This window comes from Blastomonas sp. 34TW (assembly GCF_059803595.1).
In genome coordinates, this window is sequence record NZ_JAPFGW010000019.1 from 31,429 (window position 1) to 44,500 (window position 13,072).

The 13,072-nt window shown below is 61.1% G+C and carries 19 protein-coding genes; 4 read left to right on the forward strand and 15 right to left on the reverse strand.

Annotation, left to right across the window (positions count from 1 at the left end; all coding sequences use genetic code 11):
- Positions 1-377: 377 nt before the first annotated feature.
- Both OPU69_RS18140 and OPU69_RS18145 read right to left on the reverse strand, forming a co-directional pair.
- A complete protein-coding gene (locus OPU69_RS18140; RefSeq protein WP_498512937.1) occupies positions 378-1,559 on the reverse strand; it encodes a tyrosine-type recombinase/integrase in 1,182 nt (393 codons plus the stop codon).
- On the reverse strand, positions 1,556-2,698 hold the full coding sequence (locus tag OPU69_RS18145) for a site-specific integrase (protein WP_498512939.1): 1,143 nt from the start codon (positions 2,696-2,698) through the stop codon (positions 1,556-1,558). The genes OPU69_RS18140 and OPU69_RS18145 overlap by 4 nt, the downstream gene beginning before the upstream one ends.
- A 365-nt stretch (positions 2,699-3,063) precedes the next feature.
- On the opposite strand from OPU69_RS18145, the gene OPU69_RS18150 reads away from it, so the two are divergent.
- Positions 3,064-3,396 (forward strand): hypothetical protein, encoded by a 333-nt coding sequence (locus OPU69_RS18150; protein ID WP_062345368.1) that lies wholly within the window; start codon positions 3,064-3,066, stop codon positions 3,394-3,396.
- A 48-nt stretch (positions 3,397-3,444) separates the two neighbouring features.
- On the opposite strand, the gene OPU69_RS18155 is transcribed toward OPU69_RS18150, so the two are convergent.
- On the reverse strand, positions 3,445-3,768 hold the full coding sequence (locus OPU69_RS18155; RefSeq protein ID WP_321164273.1) for a hypothetical protein: 324 nt from the start codon (positions 3,766-3,768) through the stop codon (positions 3,445-3,447).
- A 17-nt stretch (positions 3,769-3,785) separates the two neighbouring features.
- Here OPU69_RS18155 and OPU69_RS18160 point away from each other — a divergent pair, with 17 nt between their 5' ends.
- A complete protein-coding gene (locus tag OPU69_RS18160; RefSeq protein WP_146215413.1) occupies positions 3,786-3,977 on the forward strand; it encodes a hypothetical protein in 192 nt (63 codons plus the stop codon).
- A 149-nt stretch (positions 3,978-4,126) separates the two neighbouring features.
- On the opposite strand, the gene OPU69_RS18165 is transcribed toward OPU69_RS18160, so the two are convergent.
- Both OPU69_RS18165 and OPU69_RS18170 read right to left on the reverse strand, forming a co-directional pair.
- The gene (locus OPU69_RS18165) at positions 4,127-4,693 is read right to left on the reverse strand and encodes a hypothetical protein (RefSeq protein ID WP_058818295.1); all 567 of its coding nucleotides are present in this window, start codon (positions 4,691-4,693) and stop codon (positions 4,127-4,129) included.
- A gap of 339 nt (positions 4,694-5,032) precedes the next feature.
- A complete protein-coding gene (locus tag OPU69_RS18170) occupies positions 5,033-6,025 on the reverse strand; it encodes a DUF2493 domain-containing protein (RefSeq protein ID WP_058803389.1) in 993 nt (330 codons plus the stop codon).
- 681 nt (positions 6,026-6,706) lie between these two features.
- Here OPU69_RS18170 and OPU69_RS18175 point away from each other — a divergent pair.
- Positions 6,707-7,192 carry a hypothetical protein gene (locus OPU69_RS18175; protein ID WP_058456879.1) on the forward strand — a complete coding sequence of 162 codons (486 nt, stop codon included), beginning with the start codon at positions 6,707-6,709 and terminating at the stop codon, positions 7,190-7,192.
- A gap of 431 nt (positions 7,193-7,623) precedes the next feature.
- On the opposite strand, the gene OPU69_RS18180 is transcribed toward OPU69_RS18175, so the two are convergent.
- Positions 7,624-7,764 carry a hypothetical protein gene (locus OPU69_RS18180; protein ID WP_156416645.1) on the reverse strand — a complete coding sequence of 47 codons (141 nt, stop codon included), beginning with the start codon at positions 7,762-7,764 and terminating at the stop codon, positions 7,624-7,626.
- Positions 7,765-8,068: 304 nt separating this feature from the next.
- Entirely contained in the window at positions 8,069-8,704 is a 636-nt protein-coding gene (locus tag OPU69_RS18185; RefSeq protein ID WP_058456878.1) for a hypothetical protein, read from the reverse strand.
- A 160-nt stretch (positions 8,705-8,864) separates the two neighbouring features.
- On the opposite strand from OPU69_RS18185, the gene OPU69_RS18190 reads away from it, so the two are divergent.
- Positions 8,865-9,101: a hypothetical protein gene (locus tag OPU69_RS18190; RefSeq protein WP_058456877.1), complete on the forward strand. Its 237-nt coding sequence runs from the start codon at positions 8,865-8,867 to the stop codon at positions 9,099-9,101.
- A gap of 37 nt (positions 9,102-9,138) precedes the next feature.
- Here OPU69_RS18190 and OPU69_RS18195 read toward each other — a convergent pair whose 3' ends face one another.
- The 8 genes from OPU69_RS18195 to OPU69_RS18230 all read right to left on the reverse strand — a co-directional run bounded on the left by OPU69_RS18195 (position 9,139) and on the right by OPU69_RS18230 (position 13,042).
- Positions 9,139-9,474, reverse strand: coding sequence for a single-stranded DNA-binding protein (locus OPU69_RS18195; protein ID WP_058456876.1), 336 nt, complete (start codon positions 9,472-9,474; stop codon positions 9,139-9,141).
- Between the two features lie 476 nt (positions 9,475-9,950).
- The gene (locus tag OPU69_RS18200) at positions 9,951-10,355 is read right to left on the reverse strand and encodes a hypothetical protein (protein WP_058456875.1); all 405 of its coding nucleotides are present in this window, start codon (positions 10,353-10,355) and stop codon (positions 9,951-9,953) included.
- Positions 10,336-10,638, reverse strand: coding sequence for a type II toxin-antitoxin system Phd/YefM family antitoxin (locus OPU69_RS18205; protein ID WP_058456874.1), 303 nt, complete (start codon positions 10,636-10,638; stop codon positions 10,336-10,338). Before OPU69_RS18205 ends, OPU69_RS18200 begins: the two co-directional genes overlap by 20 nt.
- 75 nt (positions 10,639-10,713) lie before the next feature.
- Complete coding sequence (locus OPU69_RS18210; protein WP_058456873.1) at positions 10,714-11,085, reverse strand: hypothetical protein; 372 nt, start codon at positions 11,083-11,085, stop codon at positions 10,714-10,716.
- Positions 11,079-11,594 (reverse strand): hypothetical protein, encoded by a 516-nt coding sequence (locus OPU69_RS18215; RefSeq protein WP_498512945.1) that lies wholly within the window; start codon positions 11,592-11,594, stop codon positions 11,079-11,081. The genes OPU69_RS18210 and OPU69_RS18215 overlap by 7 nt, the downstream gene beginning before the upstream one ends.
- Positions 11,595-11,777: 183 nt before the next feature.
- On the reverse strand, positions 11,778-12,278 hold the full coding sequence (locus OPU69_RS18220) for a DUF736 domain-containing protein (protein WP_058803387.1): 501 nt from the start codon (positions 12,276-12,278) through the stop codon (positions 11,778-11,780).
- Positions 12,279-12,481: 203 nt separating this feature from the next.
- On the reverse strand, positions 12,482-12,832 hold the full coding sequence (locus OPU69_RS18225) for a hypothetical protein (RefSeq protein ID WP_052241788.1): 351 nt from the start codon (positions 12,830-12,832) through the stop codon (positions 12,482-12,484).
- Between the two features lie 72 nt (positions 12,833-12,904).
- Complete coding sequence (locus OPU69_RS18230; protein ID WP_120222518.1) at positions 12,905-13,042, reverse strand: DUF3768 domain-containing protein; 138 nt, start codon at positions 13,040-13,042, stop codon at positions 12,905-12,907.
- Between the last annotated feature and the right edge of the window lie 30 nt (positions 13,043-13,072).

Sequence of the window (13,072 nt, forward strand, 5' to 3'; positions counted from 1 at the left end):
GGGAATAACGGTGTCTGCGGCTCGCTGATTAGCGACTACGCCTTCGGACGCGGGGATCCCCGACCGCAGAGGTAATCACCGAAGTGCGCCAGTGCTCGACTGTCGACCGGTTTTGACAGCCTGGCCCGTTTTTTGTCCCGGTGTTGACACCTGAGCCGGAAACCTTTTGCCCCAGACCCCCATCCGCCCCATCTCACGCTAGCTAAGGCGGGTTGCGGCGAAGCCTGCCGTTTGAGCGGCGCACGTCGAACGGCAGCATTGTCCCAAACCAAGCAATAGTTTGAACCACAGGATGCGCATGAATAGAAGTTCGCCGAACGTGACCGGTGTGCAGCTAACTGTAGCACCGCATTTCGGTCAACAATCGACATGGCAGTTCACCGCTCTCCCATTGCCCGGGAGATCACCGCCCCGATCCGCTCACAAACCTCGAGCACATCGGCGTCATCAAGATGAGCGTAACGGGCTGTCATGGCAGTACTGCAGTGCCCCATCAATCTCGCGATCATAGGGAGCGTTTCGGACATCGATGCGGCGTGGCTGGCAAAACTGTGGCGCAGATCGTGCATTCTGACGTGGCTAAGCCCGGCGGCGTTCCGGCATGACCGATAGACGTGATCGAGCCGCGAGATAGATAGGGGCTGATCATTCCACCAGAATACTTCGTCGAGCGCGGGATGAGGCTCAAGGCTGGCAAGGATCGCCTCCCCGGCCTTGCCCAACCATACGGTACGTGGACCGGTTTTCGCATCGGTCAGCAGCAGGCGGCGACCCCGCACTTCATTCCAGGTCAGATTCAGGATCTCGCTTTTGCGGCAACCCGTGAGTGCAATTAGCCGGATGGCTGCCACTGCCATCGGATGATTATCCTCGGCATTGACGAGCGCCGCGCCAAAATGCTCGAGCTCTAACGCCGAAAGTCGGCATTCATGCTTGCGCAGTTTGTTGCGCGTGATTCCGCGACACGGGCTCGCAGATTCCGAAAGAATGCCCCACTCTTCAGCTTTGACGAATAACGCGCGCAAAAGCTCAAATGCGCGGTTAGCAGCAGCGGGTCCTGCTGCTTCCGTAATCTTTGCAAACCAACGTTGCACATCACCAGGGCCGATCTGGTCAAGAAAAGCGCGGGGAAAGGCTCTTTCGAGATGACGGCGATAATGGCGATTGCTTTGAAGGGTCGAAGATTTCCAACTCGGCGACACAACGTTCCAGTACTCATCAAGGAACCGCCGGAACAGCGGAACAGCGCGGCGCTCTGTACGAGTGCAGGCGGGGTTCTCGCCAACCTGAGCACGCAGCAGCACCCGGCGCGCGATGGCGCGCGCCTTAGTGATTGTAATGAGCCGCACGTCACACAGAGTGACCGTCCGCAAGCGGCCCTGCATCTTGGTCTGCACGACATAGACACTGCGCCCGCCAGCATAGCTGCGGGTGCCAAAGCCAGGCTGTCTCGGGCACCAGCGCGTATGACGCTGCCCGCGCTCGGCAGCGCCATTGGCTTCGAGGCCGAGCTTGACCAGTTCTGCGGCGACAAGCTCCGATAGTACCCGGGCGTTCATAGCTGAAGCCCCATTCCGGCGGCGATGGCAGAGCTGACCCGCTCGGCTGCCTGCGCAACATCGTCATCAGCAAGATGGGCATAGCGCTCGGTGGTCTCGGGCAGTGCATGACCGAGCAGTCGACCGATTTGCACAAGCGATATCCCTTCGCGGATCGCGACAGAGGCAAAGCTGTGGCGCAAATCATGCAGGCGCACATCGCGCAGCCCTGCGCGGGCACGCAATGCGATCCATTGGGGTTGAATGTTCATCGGCGCGGTGCCCGCGGAATTGGGAAAGACAAGCCCTTCCCTCTCACTTGTGCCCTGCCCGACCCGCTCGAGCACGGCGCGGGCCGAAGCATTAAGCAGGATGACCTTGGCACCTGTCTTGCTGTCGGGGAGAAAGATGCGTGGCGGCTTGATCCATTCCCACCTCAGGCCGGTGATTTCCCCTGAACGCGCGCCGGTGTAGATCAGCAGCCGGATGATCGCCACTGCTTGCGCCATCTCCCCTTCCGCGTCCTTCAATACCGCAGCAAGGCTGCGGTATTCCCTGTGGCTGAGAAAGCGCTCCTTTTTCGTTCTGGGATAGCGCGGTATGAGGCGGCATGGGTTGGAGGAAGGCTTGCGGTATCCGAACCGCTCAGCCTCTTGCATCAGCATCGAGAGCACTGGCAGAGCGCGGTTGAAGGCATGGGGCCGCGAAGCCATGTTGTCGCGCCAACGCACGACGTCCGGCTTCAAGATTGTCATAATGGGCATTTCGCCAAAGGCGGGAAGCAACTCCCTGCGCAGCGCATCCTGGTTGCGTTTGAGCGTGCTCGATTTCCAGGAGCGCGCAAGCGCGCCCATCAGTTCTTCGACCACGGCTCCGAACAGGACCTGCTCTTGCACTTGTGTGTCCTCGGGTAGCGGCAGTCCGTCGAGTTCGGCTGCCGCGATCAGCGCCTGCGCAATGCGGCGCGCGCGATGCACATCGAGAGCAGGAGGATGGCCGATCGTCTTCAACCGCCGTGCACTGCGGTCCCGATATCTGATTACCCAGCTTTTGGCGCCTGACGCGAAACACCGCAGGCCAAAACCCGGCACGAGGCTATCCCACAGAATAGTATCGGCTGCGGGCGGCCTCATCCGGGCCATGTAACCATCGAGCCGCATCGGGCCGGGATGGTCGTACGGCTTCCGTGGCCTTGGCTGTAAACTGCTCTCTGCTTCAGTGGGCAGATGGCCATTCGGAGAGGGCGACAAACCCCTCTCCGGGACGGTAGGCGGATTGTTATATTTCAATGCGTTAGTATGACAAACTACCCGACCTCGGGTGTACGGTGTGCATAAAATTAGGGACTTAGGCCCTGTGCTAGGTTCAGTGCCATAGGGGGATCACTGGCCCAGCTGGTCTTCCGGGGGGAATGTGCCGGCGAGCCGGACTCGCGAACTGACCACAGACGTTTGGCCTGCCTCTGTGGACCGCTGTGTCACGTCATTGGCACCACGTTCGATCAAGGTGGGCGTCCAATTTGGGCATGCTTCGAGATGAAGTATCGCGAGAGCAGCAAGCAAAAAAATGCCTCGAACAGACCCTGCGATTGGTGCATCTTCGCATGGTCTTTCAAGGCTTGGAGGAATGCGCAATGGTGTCGAAACTTGAACGCGAACGATCTGCCCTGGCAGCAGCGGAAAAGGAGCTGGAGGAGCGCCGGCAGAAGCTTGCAGAGCTTGAGCGTGAGGAAGCAGAACGAGAGCTGAATCGGCTCATCAAAAAGGTCGGTCAGGATACGGCGATTGCCCTTCTGGAGCTAGCCGTCAAAGTGAAGCCAAAGGTAGCGATTTCTGCTCTCGAAAAGCTCGGCGGGTGAGGCCTGATTTTTGCCGAGTTGGGCGGCGGTGACCACCGCCCTGTCTCGTCAGAATTCATCGGCCATTTTGCCTGTAGCGGTGTAGACGATCTGATCGATCAGGTGCATCGGCAGCTCGCCATAGTCTCCCTCCTCAATGAGGATGTACCCGTCCCGGGTCTCGACGACATGGACGTCGAAGAATGTGTGGTAGGAGCGCCGCTCAGCTTCGAGCGTTTTTTCATCAAGGGCGATGATGTTGGGATTGATCTGGCGAAGCACTGAAATGTCGTCTTCGTAGCTTTCTGTTGTGTAGCACATGACCTTGCCTCCTGGCGCTCGGCGGCTCGTCCGCCATGCCATGAAACAGCGCCCCGTCAGTGTGCTGGTCACCGGAGCGAAGCGGAGGCTTGACCGCTAATTTTTCGATGGTGCGGAAGCCGGCGCAGCACGGCTTCTCGGTCGGGAAATTAGTGGTTGACCAGTATGCTGGCGGGGTGCTCATGGCGATGGTGGTGGACGTGCCTGCGGCGGGAGGCATGCGTTACCAGCGACTTCGCGAAAGCTATGTGCCGGAATGTGGTTGTTCGGCAGTGCCGTGACCCAGGGGGCATGAAAAAAGGGCACCGCGGCAACGTGCCGGGCACCCTTTTCCACCTCGATCCTGCAGGAGGCAATTTGCAGATCGAGCGTTAAACATGGCGACGAGTTCAGTCGGTTCGTGGCTGCTCGTGAACTGCTGTCCGGATAGTCATGAGGTCCATTCGAGCAGCGGATGTTGCTCTCCACAATCGGTGGCGGCGATGAACGCGAGGCTTTCGAAGAGCGGAGTGATTCCTGCCTTGGCGAAAGCCGCATAAGTCCGGTGATCCTCGAGCGCTGTCCCAAGCTTTTGCAGGGACAGTTGGCCAGATTCTTGGCGGTGGTAGCCAAGCGAGGTGAGCACCTTTGCAGCAAGGTCGCTGCTCATTGTGATGTCGCCTACCAGTGCAATGTGCTCACTCACCCGCATCGTGATCGGTGCGTCGTATTGGTGGTGCTCGATCCGCAGCATTCGTCCAAGAAACTGTGCTTCCTCGACGATCGCGATCATTTCCGGGCGATGGTCGAAACAGGATGCGAACTCGGCGATCGCAAGCGCGTTGGCATTGATCTCGAAGTTCAGGGGCGCGGCCAGGAATTCGCCTGGGTCTGCATCGATCGTGCTGTTGGCGGTGTGCAGTCTGCGCATCAGTGCTGCGAGCTCTGGCGGGCATATCTGAGCCGGTTTCGAATTGAGCCTTGTCTCGATATCCTTGACGCGGAATGTGACGAGCATCTTTGCCTCCTGTCGCTGCTCGTCTCCTCCATCCCCCTCTTCTTTCTCACTACCTGAGCTGGTGGCAGAATGCCGCCAGGTGGTTCTGGTTCACCCCAAGGATGGCTGGTCGACCCATTGTCCGGGTGTGGCAGTTAGTGCGGCAGCGATGCCCGCAAGATGCAAAGCATCGAGCATGGGCAAGGCGCGCCGAGCCAAGGCACAAGCGCGCCTGATAAACTCAGGGGATCGCGATGCTCGCGTCAGCGGGCGAAGGGGGTTCGATGCCCCCAGAGCCCGCCCCTTGCGCAAAAGAAGAGCGGAAGGCCCCGGGATAAGCCGGAGCCTTCCGAAGAGCGCTCACGCAAAGTTGCGCGACCGAACCTGCGCCTGATCACTGATCCGGCGGATGTGCAGCGGCACGCCTGCCTGACGGAGGCGCTGTGCAAGGTTGGACTGGATGCCCGACCCTTCACCGATGATCGCTTCAACAGGGTTCAGCTTAACGATGCTCTCGTTGCGCAGGAACGGAGCCCGGTTGCCGTGGCGCTGATCGGGGACGAACAGGATCGTGTTGACCCCGTTCTGCTGCGCCCATGCACCGGCCATGGCGTCGACGCCCTTGCGCATGCCGGTCGTGCCCAGGACCATGTTCGGGATCCGCGACTTGATGTCGTCGAGGATAGCCCAGATCATCGCAAAATCGTGCCAATCCTTCTGGCCACCTGACACGATCACCAGCGGGCCATCGGGCTGGAATTGTGCCCTGCGATCCTTGGCGCGTGCGGCGAGGAAATCGCGTGCCTGCACCTGGCTTGCGGTAACCCCGTTCTTGCTGACTTGCGATCCCCGTGCGGCCGTGAAGGGGCGACCGGTTTCGACCCGGTAGACGTCCGCTGCATGATCGCGCATCGCCTCGAGCGCTTCGCGGCATCCTTGCAGTGTCTGGCAGAGCTGTTGTGTTTCCTCGAGCTCGACAGCGTAAATCTCCGAAGGGTCGAAGTGGCGGGCCATTTCGCCCAGCTTCTTTGCAGCATCGTCCTCGCGACCTTCAGCCAGGCGTGCGGTCATGTGGAAGGAGTTGACCATGCCCCAGGCGAGTTGCTGCGCAAATTCCTCCATGCGCGTGTCCTTGAGGACATCGAAGATCGTTCCGATTGCCATCTCCACGGCGCGGCGCGCCATGTCGGGATCCGGCATCTCTGCGGCGATTGGAGCCTCGATGATGTTGAGCTTTGCCAGATCGCTGTGTTCAAGAAACGCTCCGTCATAGGATTCCGTGATCCCTTCACGAGCATCGGCGAGATTGATCCGTGCCTGAGCCAGATCTGCGAACGAATTGAAAAAAGTCATAAAAGCCTCCGATTTTTGAAATCGTCCCCACATTGGGAACAGCCAAAAACCCATCGGGCCGGACGAACCGTGTCAGGGACGGCGAGCTCGTCTCGCCGCCGCCATGGCGGGCGTGGGGGAACCGATTTTCTGCCAAGCGTGGCGCGAGCGCAGCGAGACAGCCGCGATTGCTGAAAATTGGGGGGACCGCGATCCTTGACCAAGGGGCGGCCGCCGATAGGTTTCGGCAGGTGTTCCTGTGTGTGTGGAAGAGACGTTCCCGCCCTCGAGCAGGTGAGACGAAGGCAGGGCCGGTCAGGCGCTTCAGCGCCACACCGGGCCGCCCCTTCGGCCCTGCGAAGGGGTTACAGCGGGAACTCCCCCCATCTTGAGAGACCGTTTGGCGGGGCTGGTCGCAAGACGACGGACTGTCAGGGATGATGCCGCAAAGCGGGCATCACCGCCACGCGGGCGGTGAAGGCAAGCGCAGCGACAGCCTGAGCCGATCCTTGACCGGACGGAGGATACCGAATGACCCGCCTGCTCGCAGCAGCACGCATTACGGTCGGAAAGCTCCGAGCGCGAACGCCTTCCTGGCAAGGAAAGGCGCGTTCGCGGGTAAGGGGCGCTGCCCTGCCCGCATGGGCGGCACTTAGCGAACGAGCCCATTGTCGGAGCCCGCATTGACGCTATGTTCGGGCCATGGCCGTCTGGCAGTTCGTCATCAACCTCATCCCTGCCTCTGCGGCGCGTATCGCAGGGGTCCACGCAGCACGGATGAGCCGCGGGCAGCTCGAGGAAGTTGTTCTGGCACTGCCCATCGCAAAGGCGGATGCGCTGTTCGCAAAACTCGACATGCTGCTGCCCGAGAAGCCGCGATCGTACACCGGTCTCCGGGTGTGGGGTGACGAACCTGCGGACGACATTCAGGTGAGCTTCGATGACGAATTCATCGAAGAAATCCAGGTCCGCTTCGACGCGGCAGATCTCTCTTTGCCTTTGGTCGGCGGGGTCTGCGACGTCGCGCGGCAACTCGACTGCGTCTTTGCAACGCCGGAGGGTGCGATCATTCAGCCAAGCAGGGAAGCTGTCGTCAGGACGGTTCTGCAATCAGACGCAGCGCATTTCGTGAGAGAGCCACAGGGCTTCATCGAAAAGGCGGTCCGTCTGGATCAGGAGGACCGATAGGGTCCATACCAGTGGCGGGCCACATTAAGTGACGAGCAGGAGCCGTACTTGAAGCAGACCGGCAGCTTCGTGCAGTTTGCCGCGGAAACGACAATAGCCGAGATGGCTGCGGCGGCGGTGTCTATGCACAGTTCGCACAGCAGATTCTGGCAATCTTGATCTCACCTGATGCCTCCTTGGCCAACACCTCGGAAAGAGGGACGGCTTGTTGCGGAAAGACTTGATGAATGCCTCGATGGCACGGCTTGCACACAGCATGTCGATGAGCTTCATCCGTGTATCGCTTATCGCCACGCTCAAAATCATGATGAGTGTCCGCACATCCGTCGCTAAGCGTTATGCTGCAGCGTGCGCAAACGGAATTCTCTTCGCGCGTTTTCTTGCGCCGTTTGCGCTCCGACCCACTGACGTTGGCCATATCTCATCTCCTTTCAAAGGTCTGATAAACGAAGAAGTTTGAAACGTGAAATCGCGCGCGGCAACTCGGCCGCGAGCGGCGGAACCGAGAGCCGGCGGGCCATCAGAAACGCAATGCCCCGGCGCAGCCCGAGCCGCTTGAGAGCGCCGCTCATCAGGCGGCAGCGCGCAAGCGTGGCCAGCGGCCAAATGCGTCAGCGATCGTCACCTGAAGGACCGAGACCTTTCAGGGGCTCGGTGAAGCCTTGGGTGCGCGAAGCCTTCGTGAAGACGGGGCCGCAGCGCACGGGGCGGAATAGAGCGCGATCCCGGCCAGAGGTCGGGAGACGCCACCCACTGTTTATCCTGCGAGGGGGCAACCAAGTTTGAAGCAAGGCCGCTTGCATGACGGTAGCCTCATGCAAGGCGCGCGTACGGAAGATGATACATCAACCACTCCGCTTGCCAGAGCACCATTTCCTAGCCAGAGGTCCGTCGCGCCGCTGCAGCTTCCTCATTTGAGGGGCGCCTTTCGCCAGCATCTATGCGCGCTTTGGCAGCTTCCCAGATGGCTGGTATTTCATCGAAAGCCGCTTCGCCTGCTTCCCAGTAGTATTGGAAGAATGCCTGGATCAGCGGCAGCCGGACCGAGTAGAGGTCATCGGTTGCAAAGCCAATGTCGAAGCGGATGATGGGCGCGAACGGGTAGCTTCGGTTGGTGGGTTCGATCTCGGGGTTAGTGGCGAAGGCGAGCGATTTTTCGATCACCTTTTCTCTCAAGATTTCATAGATCGGCTCAATGCCCTGGTCCCATTCGACGTCTTCGATGGCCTTGGTTAGGCGATCGAGCGTTTCGCTCCGCGAGGCCCATGCCTCATCGGGAAGGGTTCGGATGGCGGCTATGATCGCCTTTTGTTGTGCGTCGAGCACGGTTCGGGAGAAGTCGCGCCATTCGTCCCAGATGGCTTCGTCGTCGTGGACGTGGTTCTGAGCTGAACTGAAATACTCGGTCAGCGCTTGTCGGACGATTTCGGATCGATCGTGCCGCTGGTACTGGGCTGCGTTATCCAGATGCTCCTCGAGCTGTTCGTCGAGATTTACCCTAAAGAGTGCCATGATGTCATACTCCTCAGCTGCAATGTGCGGGATTATTGCGCTTTTTTGCTTCGGCGCAAAGTGTCTTGTTATTCGGTTTGCGGGTCTTTCTGATCAGGCCGATTGCGCAACCCCGCAGCACGCTTGACAACTAATGTTCTTATGATGTTCTGCCGTGGCTATGGGCAGCAAGCGTCTCGATACGGTGGCCGATCTGGTTCGCCATGGCCTCAACGCACAGGTTGAATGTCTCGCATGCCGCCGCGTTGTGATCGTTCCGGCGGCCAAACTGCGAGACCGATGCTTTGCCAAATCCATCCCGATGAAGCTGGAGATCGTCGCGCGGCACTTGCGCTGCAGCTGCGGTCACCGGGGAACCAAGCTGGACGCCACCGGTGTCCAGCTGTCGCCCCCCTGAAAGGGCTCGGGCGACGCCTGCGCGCCGCCCCTCCCGGTCAGAGAAACTCGACGTTCTCGGCGATGATCTCGCAGCCATAGCGGTCATTGCCTTCGGCGTCCTGCCAGCGCGAGTAGTGGATGCGGCCCGTCACGGCGAGTTGGTCACCCTTGGCCTTGTGCTGGCGCAGCGGGAGCCCGAGGCCATTGAAGACGGTGACCTTGTGGAATTCTGCATCCTTGACCGGGTAGCCGGTTCCCGGATCCTTCTGGACCTTGCCGTCGCGGATGACCGGACGCTCGGTCACGAGGATCAGTTCGGTGATGCGGGTGTCGCTGCGGTCGCGGGCAACGGGATCCTTGGCGAGACGGCCGACGAGGTTGACGATGTTCATTGCATGAGCCTCCTTGGTGCCGACGGCTCGTCCGCCGGTGCCCTTATCGAGCCTCGGCGAGAGAGCTGGGACACCGCGCGCTGCGGCGCGCGGGAAACCTCAGAAAGCGAGATGGTGCGGGCAGCCCGGCTTGCCGGGCAACACGGCTCGCATTTCTGCAGGTTGGCCCTAAGCTCGACCAGAGAGGCAGGGGCACTGGGCGGCGGACGTGCTGTTGGCACAGGAGCTTATCGCACGCCTGGACATCGACCTCGCCGCGTCTCGGCTCGCAGGAGCTTGCTGTCGACGGTGATGATCGCAGGATCGATCGCCCGTCCTCACCGATTTTAGGGAGCGAATAGACTCTTTGTGGCTGTCGTCCGGAAGACCCGATTTTGGCTACCTGGGGTGCCGATCCCCGAAGTTGCCGCCATACTGGCCTTGATGCGGGGTCAGACATGGCTCCAAGGGGGCTGCCTGTCTCTGCGTTGCGGCAATCAATCGCGATCGACGGCAGCGGCGCCCCAGGCTGCGATGGCATCGATGGTCTTTGCCGTGAACCGCGGTGGGAGTCGTCCGGCAATGTACCCGGGCTGCTTCATCAGGGGTCTGATGTCGAACCCGGGCCAGGTGAACCGGTTGAATTCCGAAACGACAATGGCGCTGCCCGGAGCGAGCCCGGCTGCGCGTGCGATCTCATCGGGGATTGCGACAGCGTTCTTGCGCCCCTCGCCCTTGGTCGTGATCGCCGCGACCAGGTAGCGTGACCCTTCCACACCAACGACGACGACAAAGCGTTCCTTGACGCCTTCGTCGCGGCCCCGTCTCTGCTCTTCCTCGAAGAGATAGACGTATCGGAGGATATGGCCTGCGGCGGGGCGGTCAGTCTTCCCAGCGGTCATTGGCGAGTTCACTGGCCGAAGGCCGTGCATTAGCGAAAGCCTTGCGATCGGCTTCGGTCATGTCGGACGAAGCGACAGCTTCGATATTCATGTGGCCGGCGATCACACCGCGTGCTGCCTGTTCAAGATGGCGGAAATATTCGCTATCTGCGATGACATGTCGCTCGCGCCCATGGCTGGTGAGGACGACCGGCTGTTTGGTTGCGAGATCAAGGAACTCGCCGGTGTTGTTGTGAAACCGGGTCAGGGGAATCCTGGGGTGCTCATTCGCCGTCGCTGGCATGGTGGTATCTCCTCTTGGCACCAAAATAGCAATTATTGCCAAAATAGCAAGATTTCTGTGGCGACGCTTGCCGCGCTAGCCGTCCACCTCTGCCGCCAGCAGCTCAGGCAACAAGGGGACGAGGCCCGCATCAATCGCAAAGCCCAGTGTCCGTGCGAGGCGGCAGGCTCGCGCGATTGACCCGTCTGGAACATCGAGCGCCGTTTCAATGTGCCCAAGGGTTTCACCAGCGCATGGCTCACAGACCGCGTGAAGCTTGCCCGGCTCTGCGGTGATAGCAAACGGCCAGGTCATCGCGACACCGACAACCCTCTCATCGAGGATGAGCAGCGTATCCCCAGCAGCAATAGTCTCGTCGGTCTGCACGGCGTCGTAGGCATTGCCCGTCGAGGCGAAGGCATGGATTCGCCAGGCGCTGAAGGCGAAGCGCTCGCTGTCGGTCAGCATGGCACGGCCCCTTCGGAAAAGGCGCGCTGTGCCGCTTCCGGAAAGGCTGCGGTGAGGTTGCGATGGATCGGCCCGGAGGATTCTGGAAAGAATGCCCCGGTGGTGCTCGGCCGTGTGATCCGCAGCGCGCTTGCGACGGCATCCACGACGAAACTCACAAGCTGATCGCTGGCCGTCAGCTTGCTAAATTCAGGCGGTGCAAACCCGGCTTGATGCCAAAAGGCGAAGCCGGTCTCGAGGGTCTCGATATAGCTGGCATGGCTACCATCGTCCTGTTCGTCGTCGACGCTCGCCTCGACCGTCCGGTAGGTCCCGAAATCATGGGCGTTAGCCTTGATCCGCAGGGTGATCCCGGCGGGCGGAGGCCCGGCGACCGCGATCAGCGCAGCCCTGTAGAGCGTGACTTCTGCGGTATTCACGAGGTCGAAGTTCGGGGTGTGGCCGATCTGCGCGCAGTCTTCGTTCCACGGAGCCCCGCCAAGATCGAGAGTCCAGTTTGTCTGTGCCATTCAAGCCTCCTTTGCTTGAACGGCACCTCCCCCTTCTCTTTCGCAGGCAGAGTTTCCGCTGCAGGTCGGCTCGGCTTGCAAGCACCGGGCAAAGAAAAGGCCCGCCCGCGACGAATGCGCGGACGGGCCTTCCCGATGTGACCGGCGCGGGTCGCGGCACCGGTCACGGGGGGCTTGTCCCGGTCAGGCGTCGACGCTCGCGCGCGTCTTGCCCTTGGGTGCCGGAGCGGTGCTGTCGCCCAGACCGTCGCCGGTGGCAGCACCGCTGTCAACGCTGCGGTCGCTGGCCGGTTCGTCGCCGGTGGCAGTCAGCGGCGGCAGGGCGCCTTCACTCTCGCTGCCGAAGCCGTCGAGCGAGGCCTTGGGCTTCGAGCGGCGCCAGGCGACGTTGTAGCTGCCATCGTTCTGCTGGAACATGGCGACCGGGATCGGCGCCGAGAGGCTGGGATCGTCGATCTGGCCCGAGAGGAAGCACTCGCCGGTCTCGTTCGACGAGTATTCCCAGAGCGCGCCGATCTTGACCCAGCTGCGGCGGTCCGCCGAGAGCGCCATGAGGTCGAACTTGGGTGCCCGCTCGTTGGTGGATTCGAAGGCCCGCAGCGCAACCGTCGCGCTGAAGGTCAGGGTGGTGATGCGGCCGATGTGAACGCCTTCTGCGTTGGCCTTGAGGGTGCCGATGTTCATGTCGAAGTTCTCCTGATGCCGTCCGAACCCCTTGTCCGGAACACCTTCTCCCATCCCCCCTCTCCTCCGGGCCCCTGGCCCGGCCCGTGCGCCAGCCACCGCAGGCGCGCGTCATCCTGTCCAGCCCAGAGGGCTGAGGAGTCTCGATAGTTGGATTGGAGCTGAACCGGCCCTGCTACGAGCCAGGCCCGGTCTGTACCGACCTAAGCTTCGGGCTCGGACCCGTCCTTGATCTGGTTGAGGCGCGCCATGAACGCCTTGGCTTCGAGCTGATTGGGTCCATCGCGCGTGGCGAGGCAGGCCATCCTGTCGATCTCGAGCTGTGCGGCAAGACTTGCCTCGATATGGCAATAGGGCTCGAGCGCGCGGATTGCGTCAACCGCGCGGGGCAGCTCTCCGAAAGCGGTTCCGACCCATACGAGTTCGATTTCCTCCCCGTCTTCGTCAGGAGCGCTCAGAACCTGCGCGAAATAGGTCTGAAGCGGTCGGTCCCATCCGACATAGGCACTGGCAGCAGCAATCCCGTCACGAAGCGGTACTTTGTGCCTGCTCATGCGCTCGTTACCTCCCCACCCTTAACTGGGCCGATGCCCCGCGGCGCACTGACATGTCAGCCCCTGAACTCATCAGTAGTCCGCTGGCCGCATCAGCGTGATGACCCGCCGTGTCATCGCTGGATTGGCTGGATCCTCTGACCCGAACGCCAGTTCGGTGTCGTAATAGATCCTATGCAGGCCGGATCGGCTATGCCGTTGTTCCGTCAAACCTCACGGAGAACGCTACATGGAGAACTC

What these genes read in the sequence shown, in the direction of transcription:
- OPU69_RS18140 (WP_498512937.1), bottom strand. Translation starts at nt 1,559, where the DNA reads ATGAACGCCCGGGTACTATCGGAGCTTGTCGCCGCAGAACTGGTCAAG.
- OPU69_RS18145 (WP_498512939.1), bottom strand. Translation starts at nt 2,698, where the DNA reads ATGCGGCTCGATGGTTACATGGCCCGGATGAGGCCGCCCGCAGCCGAT.
- OPU69_RS18150 (WP_062345368.1), top strand. Translation starts at nt 3,064, where the DNA reads ATGCTTCGAGATGAAGTATCGCGAGAGCAGCAAGCAAAAAAATGCCTC.
- OPU69_RS18165 (WP_058818295.1), bottom strand. Translation starts at nt 4,693, where the DNA reads ATGCTCGTCACATTCCGCGTCAAGGATATCGAGACAAGGCTCAATTCG.
- OPU69_RS18170 (WP_058803389.1), bottom strand. Translation starts at nt 6,025, where the DNA reads ATGACTTTTTTCAATTCGTTCGCAGATCTGGCTCAGGCACGGATCAAT.
- OPU69_RS18175 (WP_058456879.1), top strand. Translation starts at nt 6,707, where the DNA reads ATGGCCGTCTGGCAGTTCGTCATCAACCTCATCCCTGCCTCTGCGGCG.
- OPU69_RS18180 (WP_156416645.1), bottom strand. Translation starts at nt 7,764, where the DNA reads ATGAGCGGCGCTCTCAAGCGGCTCGGGCTGCGCCGGGGCATTGCGTTT.
- OPU69_RS18185 (WP_058456878.1), bottom strand. Translation starts at nt 8,704, where the DNA reads ATGGCACTCTTTAGGGTAAATCTCGACGAACAGCTCGAGGAGCATCTG.
- OPU69_RS18190 (WP_058456877.1), top strand. Translation starts at nt 8,865, where the DNA reads ATGGGCAGCAAGCGTCTCGATACGGTGGCCGATCTGGTTCGCCATGGC.
- OPU69_RS18195 (WP_058456876.1), bottom strand. Translation starts at nt 9,474, where the DNA reads ATGAACATCGTCAACCTCGTCGGCCGTCTCGCCAAGGATCCCGTTGCC.
- OPU69_RS18200 (WP_058456875.1), bottom strand. Translation starts at nt 10,355, where the DNA reads ATGACCGCTGGGAAGACTGACCGCCCCGCCGCAGGCCATATCCTCCGA.
- OPU69_RS18205 (WP_058456874.1), bottom strand. Translation starts at nt 10,638, where the DNA reads ATGCCAGCGACGGCGAATGAGCACCCCAGGATTCCCCTGACCCGGTTT.
- OPU69_RS18210 (WP_058456873.1), bottom strand. Translation starts at nt 11,085, where the DNA reads ATGCTGACCGACAGCGAGCGCTTCGCCTTCAGCGCCTGGCGAATCCAT.
- OPU69_RS18215 (WP_498512945.1), bottom strand. Translation starts at nt 11,594, where the DNA reads ATGGCACAGACAAACTGGACTCTCGATCTTGGCGGGGCTCCGTGGAAC.
- OPU69_RS18220 (WP_058803387.1), bottom strand. Translation starts at nt 12,278, where the DNA reads ATGAACATCGGCACCCTCAAGGCCAACGCAGAAGGCGTTCACATCGGC.
- OPU69_RS18225 (WP_052241788.1), bottom strand. Translation starts at nt 12,832, where the DNA reads ATGAGCAGGCACAAAGTACCGCTTCGTGACGGGATTGCTGCTGCCAGT.